Annotated in this window: 17 protein-coding genes; 6 read left to right on the forward strand and 11 right to left on the reverse strand. The window is 54.5% G+C overall.

Annotated elements, in window-relative coordinates; translation table 11 throughout:
* The 4 genes from B3Z49_RS12000 to B3Z49_RS12015 all read left to right on the forward strand — a co-directional run.
* On the forward strand, window positions 1-484 hold a 484-nt coding region (locus B3Z49_RS12000), incomplete at its 5' end, for an MBL fold metallo-hydrolase (protein ID WP_296991076.1).
* A gap of 65 nt (window positions 485-549) precedes the next feature.
* Window positions 550-1,974, forward strand: coding sequence for an aldehyde dehydrogenase family protein (locus tag B3Z49_RS12005; protein WP_296991077.1), 1,425 nt, complete (start codon window positions 550-552; stop codon window positions 1,972-1,974).
* Window positions 1,975-2,177: 203 nt separating this feature from the next.
* Window positions 2,178-3,020 (forward strand): tetratricopeptide repeat protein, encoded by an 843-nt coding sequence (locus tag B3Z49_RS12010; protein ID WP_296991078.1) that lies wholly within the window; start codon window positions 2,178-2,180, stop codon window positions 3,018-3,020.
* A gap of 188 nt (window positions 3,021-3,208) precedes the next feature.
* The gene (locus tag B3Z49_RS12015; protein WP_296991080.1) at window positions 3,209-4,582 is read left to right on the forward strand and encodes a DUF2254 domain-containing protein; all 1,374 of its coding nucleotides are present in this window, start codon (window positions 3,209-3,211) and stop codon (window positions 4,580-4,582) included.
* Window positions 4,583-4,669: 87 nt separating this feature from the next.
* Here the strand turns inward: B3Z49_RS12015 and B3Z49_RS12020 are convergent, their stop codons facing one another.
* From B3Z49_RS12020 to nikR, 8 genes are all read right to left on the reverse strand, one after another.
* The gene (locus B3Z49_RS12020; protein ID WP_296991082.1) at window positions 4,670-6,025 is read right to left on the reverse strand and encodes a hypothetical protein; all 1,356 of its coding nucleotides are present in this window, start codon (window positions 6,023-6,025) and stop codon (window positions 4,670-4,672) included.
* Between the two features lie 156 nt (window positions 6,026-6,181).
* Window positions 6,182-8,836, reverse strand: a complete 2,655-nt coding sequence (gene alaS / locus B3Z49_RS12025) for an alanine--tRNA ligase (protein WP_296991084.1) — start codon at window positions 8,834-8,836, stop codon at window positions 6,182-6,184.
* 180 nt (window positions 8,837-9,016) lie between these two features.
* A complete protein-coding gene (locus B3Z49_RS12030; RefSeq protein WP_296991086.1) occupies window positions 9,017-9,556 on the reverse strand; it encodes a GNAT family N-acetyltransferase in 540 nt (179 codons plus the stop codon).
* The gene (locus B3Z49_RS12035; protein ID WP_008890358.1) at window positions 9,543-9,686 is read right to left on the reverse strand and encodes an entericidin A/B family lipoprotein; all 144 of its coding nucleotides are present in this window, start codon (window positions 9,684-9,686) and stop codon (window positions 9,543-9,545) included. The genes B3Z49_RS12030 and B3Z49_RS12035 overlap by 14 nt, the downstream gene beginning before the upstream one ends.
* Window positions 9,687-9,892: 206 nt before the next feature.
* Window positions 9,893-10,069 (reverse strand): DUF1328 domain-containing protein, encoded by a 177-nt coding sequence (locus tag B3Z49_RS12040; RefSeq protein WP_008890359.1) that lies wholly within the window; start codon window positions 10,067-10,069, stop codon window positions 9,893-9,895.
* Between the two features lie 53 nt (window positions 10,070-10,122).
* Window positions 10,123-10,263: an entericidin A/B family lipoprotein gene (locus B3Z49_RS12045; protein ID WP_008890360.1), complete on the reverse strand. Its 141-nt coding sequence runs from the start codon at window positions 10,261-10,263 to the stop codon at window positions 10,123-10,125.
* A 298-nt stretch (window positions 10,264-10,561) separates the two neighbouring features.
* Window positions 10,562-11,635, reverse strand: a complete 1,074-nt coding sequence (recA, locus tag B3Z49_RS12050; protein WP_040823385.1) for a recombinase RecA — start codon at window positions 11,633-11,635, stop codon at window positions 10,562-10,564.
* 285 nt (window positions 11,636-11,920) lie between these two features.
* The gene (nikR, locus tag B3Z49_RS12055) at window positions 11,921-12,400 is read right to left on the reverse strand and encodes a nickel-responsive transcriptional regulator NikR (RefSeq protein WP_008890365.1); all 480 of its coding nucleotides are present in this window, start codon (window positions 12,398-12,400) and stop codon (window positions 11,921-11,923) included.
* Window positions 12,401-12,505: 105 nt separating this feature from the next.
* Between nikR and B3Z49_RS12060 the strand changes: the two genes are divergently transcribed.
* Both B3Z49_RS12060 and B3Z49_RS12065 read left to right on the forward strand, forming a co-directional pair.
* On the forward strand, window positions 12,506-13,294 hold the full coding sequence (locus tag B3Z49_RS12060) for a DUF4198 domain-containing protein (RefSeq protein WP_296991094.1): 789 nt from the start codon (window positions 12,506-12,508) through the stop codon (window positions 13,292-13,294).
* Between the two features lie 2 nt (window positions 13,295-13,296).
* On the forward strand, window positions 13,297-13,845 hold the full coding sequence (locus B3Z49_RS12065) for a hypothetical protein (protein ID WP_296991096.1): 549 nt from the start codon (window positions 13,297-13,299) through the stop codon (window positions 13,843-13,845).
* On the opposite strand, the gene B3Z49_RS12070 is transcribed toward B3Z49_RS12065, so the two are convergent.
* From B3Z49_RS12070 to B3Z49_RS12080, 3 genes are all read right to left on the reverse strand, one after another.
* Window positions 13,846-14,745 (reverse strand): DMT family transporter, encoded by a 900-nt coding sequence (locus tag B3Z49_RS12070; protein WP_008890368.1) that lies wholly within the window; start codon window positions 14,743-14,745, stop codon window positions 13,846-13,848.
* A 240-nt stretch (window positions 14,746-14,985) separates the two neighbouring features.
* On the reverse strand, window positions 14,986-15,657 hold the full coding sequence (locus B3Z49_RS12075) for a hypothetical protein (RefSeq protein WP_296991098.1): 672 nt from the start codon (window positions 15,655-15,657) through the stop codon (window positions 14,986-14,988).
* Window positions 15,658-15,740: 83 nt separating this feature from the next.
* Window positions 15,741-15,974, reverse strand: a 234-nt coding sequence (locus B3Z49_RS12080) for a hypothetical protein (RefSeq protein WP_296991100.1), incomplete at its 5' end; no start/stop codon positions are given.

Raw genomic sequence — 15,974 nt, forward strand, 5'->3', positions numbered from 1 at the left:
CTGCCACCACGAATTTGAAAACCGAGTGTGCCATCGGTGCGAAGCTGATCTTCTGGCCGCGCCCACGCGCAAAAACACGCTGGCCGATCCCTATGTAACCGACGAGATTTTCACAAAACTTCCACCGCTTCCCTATGCCTCGACCACTTACGCCGTCAAGGCCGCACCAGCGACCCGCATTGTCGAGGACGGCGATGTGATTGATCTGGGTGACCGCCATTTCGAGGTCATCCACACACCGGGCCATTCACCGGGCGGTATTGCGCTTTGGGAAAAGGCCACCGGCATCCTGTTTTCCGGCGACATTGTTTATGATGGACCTTTGATCGAAGACACTTATCATGCAAATGCAGCTGACTATGTCCGATCAATGGAACGGCTTTATGATTTGCCGGTCCGGGTCGTGCATGGCGGGCATTTCGCCAGTTACGGGGCCGAACGCCACCGGGAAATAATAAAAAGCTGGCTGAGGGAACGAACCTGAAACCGCGCCACCCGTGCCGGGGCTAACGCCTTGGCCCAACACAGAGAAACTCAGGAAGGCTTCCAATGGATAACGCAGGCAAATTTTACATCAACGGCAAATGGGTTGATCCGATTTCCTCGGAAAAGATGGACGTGATCAATCCGGCCACCGAAGAAGTCATCACCCAAATCACCCTGGCCAGCGAAGAAGACGTCGACCTTGCCGTCGCCGCGGCCAAGCGCGCCTTTGAAAGCTATAGCCAGACGACCGTCGAACAGCGTCTTGGCTGGCTTGAAAACCTGCTTGCGATCTATAAGCGCCGCTACGGCGAAGTTGCCGATACCATCACGACCGAACTCGGCGCGCCAACCACCATGTCGCACGAACAGCAGGCCGCGGCTGGCACGGCACATCTCGAAGATTTCATTGTTGCGCTGAAAAAGCTCAAGACCGAGGAAATCCTTTATAACGGAGAGCTTTTGTTGCGCGAACCGATCGGCGTTTGCGGCCTGATCACGCCGTGGAACTGGCCGATCAACCAGATCGTGCTTAAGGTCATCCCGGCCCTTGCCACCGGCTGCACCTGCGTGCTGAAACCATCCGAATTCACCCCGCTTAATGCCATGCTTTATGCCGAAATGATCCACGAGGCAGGTTTCCCGGCCGGGGCCTTTAACATGGTTCAGGGGGCGGGTCCGGTTGCCGGTGCGACCCTGTCGCGTCATCCCGATATCACCATGATGTCCTTTACCGGATCGACCCGTGCGGGCAAGGCAATCACCAAGGATGCCTCGGAAAACATCAAGCGCGTCACCTTGGAGCTTGGCGGCAAGTCGCCCAACATCGTGTTTGATGATGTCGATATCGAAGACCGCATCGCCTGGAGTGTGAATGCCGTTTTCAACAACTCCGGCCAGACCTGCGATGCGCCCACCCGCATGCTGGTGCAACGCTCGATCTATGACGACGCAGTAAAGGTTGCCAAACGTGTCGGCGAACAGGCATCCGTCGGCGATCCGACCAAGGAAGGCAGCCATATCGGCCCGCTGGTCAGCCATATTCAGTTTGACCGGGTTCAGACCCTTATTCAGGCCGGCATTGACGAAGGTGCCACCCTTCTCGTTGGTGGTGCGGGCAAGCCCGATGACACCAACGAGGGCTACTTTGTCAAACCCACCATCTTTGCCGATGTGAACAACAATATGCGCATCGCACGCGAGGAAATCTTTGGCCCTGTGGTCTCGATGATCCCGTTTGAAACCGAAGAAGAAGCCATCGAGATCGCCAATGACACGCCGTACGGTTTGGCCGCCTATATCCAGACCCCGGATGCCAAAAAGGCCGACCGTGTTGCCCGCAAACTGCGCGCCGGCATGGTGTTGCTAAATGGCTCCTCCCCAATGGCGGGCAGTCCGTTTGGCGGCTACAAGCAATCAGGCAATGGCCGCGAAGGTGGCCTGTTTGGCCTTGAAGACTTCATGGAAATCAAGATGATCCATAAGCTGTAAGCCACCGGCATCATGATCAGACAAAGGCCCCGGCACATGTCGGGGCCTTTGTTTTTTGGGGCTCACAACGGCAACAGGTCTGGCGTCATGAATTCGTTATGACATAGGGCTGGTAATGATCGGTTTGGGCATTATAATCCCATCGTTAATCGATAAATTCAGCGGTTCGGTCAACGGATTGCGATTGGATTGGGAGACCTCCTATGAATGCAATGTCCTTTTCTGACATGGGGCTTGCCGCCTTGAAGCAGCGACAGTATGACGCCGCAATCAACATGCTGCGCCAGGCACTTGGCGAAGATATGGATAATCTGGATGCCCGTTTCGGGCTGGCGCGTGCGCTTCATGAAAAAGGTTCGATCATCGAAGCAATCGGTGAGTATCGCACGGTGCTGCAATCTGATGGGGGTCATGAAGACTGCCTGCATCACATTGCACGCGCATTGCTTGAAAACGGTGACGCACGTAGCGCACTCAACCACATTGATATCGTGCTGCGCGCCAAACCGACCGATCCTGAAATGCTGACCTTGCGCGGGCAGGCATTGATCGCACTCGAACGCTATGACGCCGCCCTTTCGGCCCTGCAAACTGCCGCCCACCACAGTCCGGGATCAGAGGGCATCCACCGTCTGATCGCCACATGCCATCGCGCAAACGAGGATTTTGAGGGCGAACGGCGTGCGGTTGAACAACTGCTTCGGATCAATCCGTCCTCGCTTGCCGCATCAAACGATTTGGGTGTGATCAATCTGCGAGAAGGCCATCTGATCGCAGCCTTTGAGGCGTTTGAACAAATCCTGTCCCAGGATGCCAACCATCCACAGGCAACGCTTAATCGCGCCATCGCCCTGACCGTTATGGGCGGGATGGATCATGACGCGATCTGGAACCGGGTGATGGAAGTCTGTGAAGAGATCGATGATCTTGACGATATCCGCGCGGCCGCCGATCAACTAGCAAAGCTGCCCGACACTGCGCGCAAGGGCACGCCCGAGGCAGAGGCCCTGATCGGCAAAGCAGCCATCGAACAAGTCGATATCTGAGACGTTTGCCCTGCCTTTCTACGCGCGGTTCGTCATTGCTTGCGCATTTTGAAATACCCCTTGCCGATGGCAAAACAGATCAGGCGGGAACTGCATGCGCTGATCGGCGTTTAATCATATGATGTCCATGCGTTTTCCCAAGATCCGGGTCACGCGACACTCTTTGACCCGAAAGGGGTTTTTGCATCATGGTTCAACGCCTGATCCGCGTTTGGGAATTTCTGACCTATAGCCTGTGGGTATCGCCTTTGCTTTTTGCGCTGGGCGGTGCGGCCTTTGCGGTTGGCATTATGGCAGCCCCCCAGGATATCCTGCGCGACCTGTTCCCCAGCCTGTTGCCCGGGTTCAATGAAATCCAGGCGGTGCGCGGGTTGCTTGAAACCCTGCTGGCCACGCTGGTCACCCTGACGACCTTTGCCCTGTCGATCACAATGGTGGTTCTGACCCTTGCCGCCGGGTCACTTGGACCGCGTATGATCCGCAACTTCATGGGCGATAACAAAACCCAGAACGCGCTGGGCACTTTTGTTGGCAGCATTCTGTTTTTGATCACCTCCCTTATGCTGATGGGTGAAAAACCGGATTCTGCCCCGGTGCCGCATCTGGCTGTGACATTCGGTATCGCGCTGTTTGTCATCAGCGTTTTTGTCCTGATCCTGTTTGTCCATCACCTTGGCCGGTCGATCGTTGCCGACGAGGTTATTCAGCGTGTTGGCAAAAACCTTGAGGAAACCATTCAATCGGCCAGCAACACCCTGACCGATCCGATCAAGGCCGCCGAGAAGGCCCAGACAACCCTGCCCGACCCACAAGACATCCCCCGCGATCAGGCCATTTGCGTCGCATCTTCGGGATATGTGCAGGGCGTCGACTATGAAAAAATCTGTGAAATCGCCAAACAAACAGATACGCGTATCTCGCTTGTGATCCGTGCAGGCCAACACGTGCTGATCGGTGATATCGTCGGACGTATCGTCCCTTTGAAGGATGACGTCTCCAAACAGGCACAAGACAATATCGAACAATGCCACGCTGATATTCTTGAGGCGATCATGATCGGATCGCATCGCACGGCCATGCTGGATGTCGAATTTGCCCTGCGCCAACTGGTCGAAGTCGCCCTGCGGGCCCTGTCACCGGGCATCAATGACCCGTTCACGGCCATTGCCGCGATCTATCGTCTGGGGGACGCCCTTCCACATGCCATGCAGTTTCGCTATCCGGTCGGCATCTGGCGCGATGATGACGATGAAGTCCGCCTGCATGCCCTGATGTCCGATTTTGGCGGCATGTTGGGGGCGGCCTATGACCAGATCCGTCAGTCTGCGACGGCAAAGCCGGATGTGTTGTTGCCGATGGCCGAAATCCTTGAAAGCCTGATGCGACTGGCCGAGACCGATCATCAACGCGAAGTGCTGCGCACCCACGCCCGCATGATCGCCAATGCCGCCGAGCGTGACATCCCCGAAGAAAACGACCGTAAAACCGTCGTTCGGGCTGCCACCCGCGTTTTGCATCATCAGAAACCGGTCAAAAATTCTGCATCCGAAGACGACGCATAACGAGCGAACGCAGTACGAACCGATATCATCAGACAAAAGAAAAGGGCCCCGTTTCGGGCCCTTTTAATTCATCAGATCTTTCACTTGTCAGCTATCCAAGGCCATCTCTTCGGCCTCTTCCTCAAGAGCATCAACACTCACATCAGTTGAGCCGTCGCGATTAGGCTTAATCTTAGGAGGAGACTTTCTCCAAGCTACTAGATTCTGTCCAACCTCTTGATAAAACTCCGGAACAATCTGTTCCAAGATAGCTATGAAATTAGTCTGTTGTGTAAACTTAGCACCAACTCTTCGCGACAGAAGGATGTGGAACCCGAGAACTTGCATTCCCTCTTTGCCTGTTTCGGCAATAGCTGGGTCTTCTCTGAGGTCTTCCAACGGGTAAAGGGTTGCCTCGCTGCTTCCCGGCCACATCAAACGCACATGAATATCTGGCGTACTAACTGTTTTTAACTGTCTCAGCAGCCAGTTAACTCTCGCCTTAGTTGACTTCTTGTCTTCTGGCGCTCTCAGGAACATCTCAACAGAGATAGTTCGTGTCATCAGGTTGGCATAAATCTCCACCGGAGATGCTGCATCAGGAACAATCAATGTAGCGCCAAGTCGCTTCGTTTCTCTGAGATTCGCGAACTCTTCCTTAAGCCTCAAGCTGGGATCATCAAGGTGCTTGCGAGGCAATTTTTCTCTAACTAAAGCCTCAGTTTTTCGGGTCAATATTAAGGACAGATCGCGGGTTTCTTGGTGCCAGGCTTCTAGAACTGCCAATGCAGCCTCTGACTTGGCGGGTATCGCCTCTGAAGCGGAGACCAACTTATTCAACTCTGTCCACTCTGGCGGCATGCGATCAAAGCCTTTGATCCCTGTGCTTTCATGGGTCAAAAAACGCTTAAGTTCATTTAGCAGATAGAGCTGATCGGAATCTGCGATCTCATCATTGCTAATCAAAAGATCGGCAGTGGTTAGAATAAACATCCAAGACCAATGGTAGACTGGAATTTTCGAACGGCTTTTCCTAACCGACTGTAATGGATGGTTTTCAGGACGAGACGTGAATTGGTTTGAAATTGTTACGACACAATCGACGCCATGGAGTTTTGCCAAGTTCCGATAACGGTCCACTTGTTCGTCATTGAGTTCATTGGAACCGACTTTCGTCTCGATAAGAGCACGCCATTCGCGCTTACCTGTACGCACGATTAACAAACCGTCCGGCCTGTCCTTTGAAGCAGCCTTGTCACCAGCAAAAACAATTTCGGTAAAGGCTTCAACAGACGACGTCTTACCGACGCGTAAATTGACAGACTTCAGGAGACTTTGCCCGAACTCGTGAATGCTGGTCAGGCAACTAAGGACGACAGCTGTTGTTCTTCCCTCTTTAGATGTGGTGGCTAAGACAGGAAAAAGACGAGCAGCTTCACCTTGCGACAAATAATCTGGCTTCATTTTTACCCCCCAAAGATGCAACTCAAGGTTATCTCTTGGAGGGCTAACCGTGCAACCCAAAGATATACTTTAGCAAGCTTAAGCACCGTAGGGTTACATTGAAAAAGGGCCCAAACGGGCCCTTTTAATTCATCAGACTTTTTGGCGGGTGATCGCTTAGCCAGCGATATGTGCCTCGATCGCGGCCAGTGCGGCATCCGCCTGCGCCGGGTCGGAACCGCCGCCCTGTGCCATATCCGGACGGCCACCACCGCCCTTGCCACCGAGCTTTTCAACACCGATGCGCACAAGATCAACTGCGCTGTATTTATCCGTCAGGTCCGCGGTCAGGCCGACAACGATGGATGCCTTGCCACCGTCACCCGAAACAAGGGCGACAATCCCTGAGCCCATCTGATCGCGGAGCTCGTCGACCATGCCTTTGAGTTCCTTGGCCGGAATGCCATCAAGCGACCGCAGCGCCATTTTGACGCCATTGACTTCCTTGAAGGCATCGCCACCAGAAGCCGCACCAGAGCCAGCCGTTGCCAGCTTTTTGCGCAGGTCGGATACTTCGCGTTCCAGACGACGACGTTCTTCCTGCAGCGCCTTGACGCGGGCCGGGACATCTTCTGGAACGGCCTTAAGGTCTGCCGCAACCGTGGTCAGAACGTTTTCACGCGCCGACATGTATTTGGCGGCATCGGCACCGGTCAGGGCTTCGATACGGCGGACACCGCTTGAAACTGCGCCCTCGGACACGATCTTGAACATGCCGATATCACCGGTGCGCTTCACATGCGTACCGCCGCAAAGTTCAAGCGAATAGGCATGTTCATTAGCGACCGGCAGGCCCATCGACACAACGCGGACTTCATCGCCGTATTTTTCACCAAACAGCGCCATCGCGCCCAGCTCAATCGCCTCGTCCGGGGTCATCAGACGGGTGGTGACTTCGCTGTTTTCGCGGATCAGGCTGTTGACATCTGCTTCGATCACCGCTGCTTCCTCGGCCGTGACGGCCTTGGGATGCGAGATGTCGAAACGCAGACGATCAGCCGCGACCAGGGATCCCTTCTGGGTCACGTGATCACCAAGGTGCTTGCGCAAAACCGCATGCAAAAGGTGGGTGGCCGAGTGGTTGGCACGAAGGCTTGAGCGGCGGGTATGATCGACGCGGAATTCCGCGGCATCGCCCACCTTGACGTCGCCCTCGGTCACCTTTCCAAGATGCACATGCAAGCTTCCCAGCTTTTTCTGGGTGTCGGTGATTTCAATGATCGCACCATGTTCGGTTTTGATCACACCGGCATCGCCCTGCTGACCACCGGACTCACCAAAGAAGGTGGTCTGGTTGGCAAGAACGGCAACTTCGTCGCCCTTCGATGCCGATTTGACTTCGGCACCGTCCTTGATCAGTGCGGTAACCACACCCTCGGCGGTTTCGGTTTCATACCCCAGGAATTCGGTCGCGCCATCACGGTCATTGATGTCAAACCAGACTTCCTCGGTCGCAGCTTCGCCCGAACCGGACCATGCCGCGCGTGCCTTGGCTTTCTGTTCTTCCATGGCGGTGGTGAAGCCGGCTTCATCGATGCCGATTTTGCGTTCTTTGAGCGCATCAGCGGTCAGATCAAGCGGGAAGCCATAAGTGTCATAAAGCTTGAACGCCACATCACCCGAAAGGATCGCGCCTGCATCCATGCCATCGGTCGCGTCATCAAGCATCTTGAGACCGCGATCCAGCATGGTTTTAAAGCCCTGCTCTTCAAGCTTGAGGGTTTCTTCGATCAATGCCTGTGCACGGACCAGTTCCGGGAAGGCACCGCCCATCTTGCTTACCAGTGCCGGGACCAGCTTATACATCGTCGGATCTTGCGTTCCGACCATATGCAGGTGGCGCATCGCGCGGCGCATGATACGGCGCAGAACGTTGCCGCGACCGGCATTGGACGGCAGAACACCATCGGCAATCAGGAAGCTGGTCGACCGCAGATGGTCGGCAACCACGCGGTGCGACACATTATGCGAACCATCCGGATCGGTGTTGGTGGCATCGGCCGATGCTTCGACCAGCGCACGCATCAAATCAATGTCATAGTTGTCGTGTTTGCCCTGAAGCACAGCGGCAATACGTTCCAGACCCATGCCGGTATCAATCGACGGTTTTGGCAGATCAACACGATCACCATTTGCCATCTGTTCGTACTGCATGAAGACGAGGTTCCAGATTTCAATGAAACGGTCGCCGTCTTCTTCCGCACTGCCCGGAGGGCCACCCCAGATGTGATCGCCATGGTCAAAGAAGATTTCCGAGCACGGACCACACGGACCGGTATCGCCCATCGACCAGAAGTTATCCGAGGTCGGGATACGGATGATACGATCATCTGTCAGACCGGCGATCTTTTTCCAAAGACCATGCGCCTCGTCATCGGTGTGATAGACCGTGACCAGGAGCTTGTCTTTTGGCAGGCCATATTCCTTGGTGATCAGGTTCCAGGCGAATTCAATCGCGTTTTCCTTGAAATAGTCGCCGAACGAAAAGTTGCCGAGCATTTCAAAGAAGGTGTGATGGCGTGCGGTATGCCCGACATTTTCAAGGTCGTTATGCTTGCCCCCGGCGCGCACGCATTTCTGCGAGGTCGCGGCACGCGAATAATCGCGGTGTTCCTGGCCGGTGAAAACGTTCTTGAACTGAACCATCCCGGCGTTGGTGAACATCAGGGTAGGGTCATTGCGCGGCACCAGCGGGCTGGACGAAACGACTTCGTGGCCGTTCTTGCGGAAGAACTCCAGAAACGTGGTGCGGATATCGTTGACGGTCTGCATATCTCTCCAACCCGGAAAACGCGGAACAACTGCGCGCGCCATACTGGCGAACGGACTGCCCTATTTAGCGGCTCGGCCCTGCCCTGTCCAGTCAGGCGAAAGGAGTCCGGGGGATTTGCCGCAAGTTTTGCCCAATTCGGCGATTTGGCGCCAGTTAATCGGGCCAAACCCAGCCAAAATTCAGCTAGTTTTCAGCAATAATGTGAATCGATCCCGCTTCATTTCCTTAACAAACCCGGCGACCTCAAACCCAAGGCCCAGCAACAATTTGCGCGACGCCGAATTTTGCGGATGGGCAAAGGCGGTCAGACACGAAATCGATGTCCGGCCCCGCCCATAGTCAAGCGCCGCAGCCGCCAGTTCCCGGCCAAGCCCCTGCCCCCAGGCGTTCGGGGCCAGATAATAGCCAAGCTCCGGCCCCCAACCGGGATCAAACGGATCGGTATATAGTCCGCCCCATCCAATGATGTCGCCAGACGTGCGCAGCCTTACGACCCATGGTGCAAATCCATCGCGGCGCCGGAACCATTCATGGACCAGTACGCGCTTGCGACACGCCGCAAAGCTTTCATCACACTGGGTGAACCGCATGGCATCACGATCACCAAGGAAGGCATAAAGGTCGGGGATGTCGGCCAATCTGGCCGCCGAAAGTTCGAGGCGGTCTGTGTGAAGACGGTTTGTCTGAAGATGGGCCGTTCGTGGACTAGTCGTTTGCACTGTCCTGGATCGACTTGCCGAGTTTTTCCATATCGCGACCAAATCCTTCGGCGGTTTCGCAGGCACCAAGGGCAAGACCAAAGCCAATAACCATCAGGACGGCCAGAAGACGTTTTGTCATCGTTTCCATCTTTGCAGGATGCTCCATTCAAGTCCGGATAACAGGCATGTCGCCTGTCTTGTTGTTTATCGCGATATTCTGGCCTCGGGGCATCCGGCTTGCAACCGTTATCGCGCACAAGGGCCGTTTGCCGCACTAAACGCAGAAAAGGACGCCGAAATGGCGTCCTTTCTATAGGCATGTATGCTTCGTGCAGTCTTGCAACTGTCTGGTCATCAGACCGGCGGGCGACGGCCACGCAACGCGTTGACGACAAGCGATACGACAAACAGCACGAGGAAAACAAAGAACAAGATCTTTGCGATCCCGACGAATGTCCCTGCAAGTCCGCCAAAGCCAAGAACGGCGGCGATCAGTGCCAGAACCAAACAGAATATTGCCCAACCTAGCATGGGATTCTCCCACTATTGTTGCTTTAAGATAGTGAATAATGATCGGTTACAGATCAGGAAGCGCCGTCCTGGATTGCTTCACCGGCATCTTCGACGTCTTCGCCAAAGCCTTCGGCAGTTTCACAGGCAGCAAGGCCAAGGCCCATACCCGAAATCATCAGAATCGCGAGAAACTTTTTCATCGTATTCGACATGTTCATTCTCCTGGTTGATCGTGTCAAAGCTCACAGGAAATCAAACGGCGACAACTCATAATTGTTCCCGGCATTGTTCTTCCCGGTCAAATTTTCCGGCGCGAACAGCACAACAATCGATTGATTCTAAATGATTTTTTCTCAATCGTGATCATTTTGCGGCACGTCAAGTGAAGGAGATCACGGCGGACCTCCTTTACACAATTTCCTGTGAAACCAGACCGATCGTTTGCGAACAAAAAAGGGCGGGATACATCTGCACCCCGCCCTTCGAAATCATGTCGCCAGATTGATCAGATCAATCGTCGTTGACCGGTTCGTCTTCGCTCATATTGGTCATGGCTTCGGCGATCAGACCGGCACTCTCGCGAATGCTGTTTTCGATCTCCTTGGTCATTTCCGGGTTCTCGCGCAGGAAGCTCTTGGCGTTCTCGCGGCCCTGACCGATACGGGTCGAGTTATAGGAGAACCACGAACCGGATTTCTCGACGATGCCGGCCTTGACGCCAAGATCAAGGATTTCACCCATCTTGGAAATGCCTTCGCCATACATGATGTCGAATTCGACCTGCTTGAACGGCGGGGCCATCTTGTTTTTGACGACCTTGACACGCGTCTGGTTACCAACGACTTCGTCGCGGTCCTTGATCTGACCGATACGGCGGATATCCAAACGGACCGAGGCATAGAATTTAAGTGCGTTACCACCGGTGGTGGTTTCCGGGCTGCCAAACATCACACCGATCTTCATACGGATCTGGTTGATGAAGATGACCATGCAGTTCGAACGCGAAACAGAACTGGTCAGTTTACGCAGTGCCTGGCTCATCAGGCGGGCCTGCAGACCAACGTGCGTATCGCCCATCTCACCTTCAAGTTCGGCGCGCGGCACAAGGGCAGCAACCGAATCGACGACCAGAACATCAATCGCGCCAGAACGCACCAGCGTGTCAGCGATTTCAAGGGCCTGTTCACCGGCATCGGGCTGGGAAATCAGGAGTTCGTCGGTATTCACACCCAGCTTGCGGGCATATCCCGGGTCAAGCGCATGTTCGGCATCGACAAATGCACAGGTCCCGCCAAGCTTCTGGGCTTCGGCAACCGTGTGCAACGCCAGCGTGGTTTTACCCGAACTTTCCGGACCATAGATTTCGACGATACGGCCACGCGGCAGACCGCCAATGCCCAGTCCGATATCAAGACCGAGCGAACCGGTTGAAATGGCTGAGATATCAACGGCGCTTTCCCGCTGACCCAGCTTCATAATCGAACCTTTGCCAAATGCCCGTTCGATCTGCCCAAGGGCGGCTTCGAGTGCCTTCTGCTTATCCATAGTATCCTTATCCACCAAATGCAGCGCGGTCTGAATCATTGCTCGAACTCTCTTATTCCACAGGGCCGGGTTGGATGCAACGCAGGCGGTTCCCCGGACCTATAATGCGGAACGCCACCGCTAGACTGTTTTGCCTGTTGCCGCAGCCTGCCACTGCGTTCTTATCGACAAAACAACTGAGAACATAATGCGAACATTCTCACAAAAATTCGGATGTTGCAAGTTTGTTCTCATTGCTTCGAGCAGAACTTTCAGAGAACAGATGCATCAGTCGCCTGCCCGGCAATAACGGAACGTGCGGTCAGTGACGATTTGGCAATGCCATCAGGTGGTGATTTTAAGATGTTCGTGCTTGTGCGCATGTCCGTGATGATCATCGCCATGATGATGGCTTTCGACATGCAATTCCCCCGGCACGGTATAAAGCTGCCCGTGGCGCACGCCCGGCTGTGCCAGCACCTTGTCGGCAAAGGCACGGATTTCCGAAAGCCGTCCGCGCAATGTCACGCTTTCAAGGCAGGTATCATGATCAATATGGAAGTGCACCGTGGAAACCGTCAGATTGTGATGTTCGTGCTGGGTGCTCATCAAACGTGATGCCAGCATGCGTTCCTCGTGATCATAGACATAGTTCAGAACCGCAATCCCGACCCCGTCGGCATTGTCTTCAAGCTTGGTATTCTGAAGCTTTTCGCGGATCAGATCGCGAAATCCCTCGGACCGGTTGGTATAGCCGCGGTGATCAAGAAACGCGTCAAACGCCTCCATCAGATCGTCTTCAATCGATACGGTCACGCGGGTCATTTTGACTACCTCTCACAATCAACGGCTTGACGAGTATGATCTTTTTTGAAAAGTTCACACCCGCACATGGTTCTTCCATAAAAACAATTTCCCAAAGGAACGCAAATGTTTCAACCAAAGTTCGCAGCAAGCATGGTGATTGGTGCCGCAACGCTCCTGATCGGTCTGTCGGCAAACGCCCATGAATTCATCGCAAGCCAATCGCCAGAAACGGCCAAGCCGGGCGAGAATGCGACACTTATCCTTGATTCAACCCATCAGTTTGGCCTTCCGGAAGAAGCAGAAGGCGTCAATGATGTGCGCGCCACGCTGATCACCGCCGATGGCACGAACGACATTGCGATTTCCCAAAATGACAACGCGCCCAACCTGATCGGTACGTTTGAAGTACCCGATACCGCGGCCTGGATTTCCGGCCATCGTCTGGGTGTTGTCTGGTCCCAGACCCCCGATGGCTGGCAGGCTGGCGGCGCCGATGAACATCCCGATGCCATTGCCTCGACCCGCTATGAAAAATTTGCCAAGCTTCTGGTCGGTACCGAAGACGCCGCCGATTTTGTTACCAAGCCGCTCGGCGATGCGCTTGAAATCGTGCCGCTCAGCGATCCGCGTGACACCAAGGTTGGCGAGGATGCCGAATTCCAGATCCTTTTGAACGGCCACCCGTTGACGACATCGGTTCTGGCAACCTATGCCGGATTTACTGAAACACCGTCCTCCTGGGCCTATGCGACCGAAACGCTGAGCACCGAGGCCGGCAGTGGCATTGCCAAGGTCCGGGTTTCGGCCCCCGGTTTGTGGATTGTGCGTGTCGCGGCAGATATGCCCGATGCCGAGGAAGGTGTCGGCAACCACAACATCCGTGCGACCCTTTCCTTCGCAGTTGATCAATGATCATGGCACGGACCGGTTTTGCATATTTATCGGTTCTGGTGGCCCTGCTGATCGCAGGGCCACTGGCCGTACCTGCCCCCGCCCATGCCCATGGTGCTGGTTGGCAGATCGAAGATAGCGCAAATACAAAGACCTACGGGTTCCGATATACCGACGGATCCCCGATGGCCTTTGCCGAGGTTGTTGTCACAACCAAGGACGGCAAGGTCTGGCAAAAGGCGCGCACGGACCGGATCGGTCAGTTTTCGCTTGGGCTTGGCAGCACATCGCCACAAGATGCGCCACGTGAGCTCCACATCAAGGTGGCCGATGGCATGGGGCATGTTGTGCAATTGACCTATCAGCCAACCGATACCACCGTCGCCAAAGTCACACCAGGGAGCGAACAGACAGCTGCGGCGTCTTCGACAACGGCGATACAAGGCACCCCCGCCCTGTTTGATTTGCCACTTTGGGCAAGCATCCTGTTTGGCTGCAGCATCCTCGCCAACCTGTTTGGCTGGCTTTTGCTTTGGCAGCGTCGCCAGATGGCTCGTAAACAGTCGAACTGATCAGGGCATGAACAGCAAGGTCACCCCGCCAAAGGCAAGGCAGGTTCCGATTACCGCCTGAATGCCAACCGGCTTGCGCAGGATCAGGCCTTCATAAACGATCAGAATAACCGGCGGCAGCGCCATCAGGGTTGAGGCAATCCCGACATTGGCATTTTGAACCGCCAGCATTGAAAGCCAGACACCGATTGCGGGCCCGATAAGCGCGCCCAGCAACAGCCATTTGCCAACATCCGGCGCGATACAGGCCGTAACAGTCCGCCGCACCCGACCAAGGATGATCGCCAATCCCCACATGGCGATCACGGCGACCAGTGTTCTGATCCAGGTGGCGGAAAGTGCGGAATAGCCATCAATCAGGGCATATTTCGCCGTGATCAGATTTGCGACCTGACCGACCGCGCCGCCAAAACCAAACAGAATACCAATGGCGTAATTGCGTCCCTCAAGCCCGATCGGGCGGCCCTTTTTGCCAAGAATGACAATCAAAACCCCGCCCACCCCACAGGCGATCCCGGTGATTTCAATCGGACGCAGCGTTTCATCAAACAGGACCCAGGCCAGAACCGCGCCCATGATCGGAACGGTCGACATCAGCAACATCGAAAGCCGCGCACCGATCAGAACAAAAGCCTGAAACAGCATGGCATCGCCAATCACCAGCCCCAATACCGATGAAAGCGACAACCAGCCAAGCTGTTCCCACGTGATGGCATTCGGCCATGGCTGGCCCTGAAGGATCCAATGCAAAATGGTCAGACAAAAGATCGAACAGGCCAGACGCCCGCGATTGACCGTCTGCGCGCCTGCCTTGCCGCCGATATTGGAAAAGATCATGCTGGAACTCGCCCAACAGAGCGCAGCAGTAAAGGCAGCAGCTTCACCAAAAAGGGAAATCATGGGGCGCGTTTCCGAAAGGGTTTGTCTGTCTGGCTTTAACACCAGTTATTGAGTGCGGGCCTTGGTAGCGCATACCTGCCTCCGTCATACAGCGGAGTTTTACGTCATTTGCAATGGCTTTTATTACCTTACAAAGACGCAAGCGCCCTTAAGCACGCACGTTTTCCGTCCGCAAAATGGCAGACGGACAGATCAGATTATTGTCTTAAGAACACAACGCAGGCTGGAAACGTTTGATCTTCATTGATCGTAGGCATTAAGAGTCTGAAAATCAGATTGAGTCAGCACACGGGTGATCTCTGACAAATATTTTTCGTTCTTCTTTGAAAGCCAAAGATAGGCGTGCCCCTGCCTGACCACCGTTTTCGTCGCAGACGCCAATTGCGCTTCATACTGTTTCAGGTTGTTGCTTTCGATCAGAAACGCATCAAGACGACGCCTTAGAAACATATCAACGACAATGTCATATGATGGCAAAAATATCCGGTTGATATGCCCGCCAGCAGCCTCCGAGGACCATTTGGTGCCACGACGAAGGCCCAATGTCACGGCACCAAGATCATCAACGGTTTTAATCGCAGGGTCATAGGTTACCAACACCCCCTCACCAGAGATAAGCGGGACCGGAACCATCACTGCCTTTGCGCCAACATAAGGCGCGAACTCCGGCAACCTTGGAAAATCACCATCAATCTCACCACTCAGAAGCAGCGCCTCTGAGCGACTTGCAGGCATATATTGCACTGAAAGGCAGGGGTTATGACCGGCAAAGATGTGCTCGAGCTTTTCACCGACTTCTCTGCCGATGGCGTCTTCAAGACCAGCCAATTGCAAACACGGTTGTGCTCTTACTGAAATTGGCTGCCATATGACTATCACAAGAGCAATCAATACACTGGCGGTACCGAACAACCGCATACAGCGGACTCCAAGCCTGATCTGGATACATTAGAAAAGATTATATTACTTCAACCTATCAGTTCCGCTCACGAGATTCACGATTTTGTTTCGGTTTCCATTTCCGGCTCAAGTGCAGCCCGAAAAAGGTATGTTCCCCGATCGAATTGCGGCAACAGGGCCTCATATTCCTTGCGCAGCCAGCTATAGGTCGTAAGCGTTTCCAGTTCGATGGTGCGATAGCCTTCCGGCACGCCTTCGGTCTGATTAAGCGAGAAGTCGTCAATCAACAGACCATCCAGTCGCCCAAGACGGAGCATGCGCAACATCAT

Origin of the sequence: Thalassospira sp. UBA1131, from assembly GCF_002311515.1 — a bacterium.
Classification (GTDB): Bacteria; Pseudomonadota; Alphaproteobacteria; order Rhodospirillales; family Thalassospiraceae; genus Thalassospira.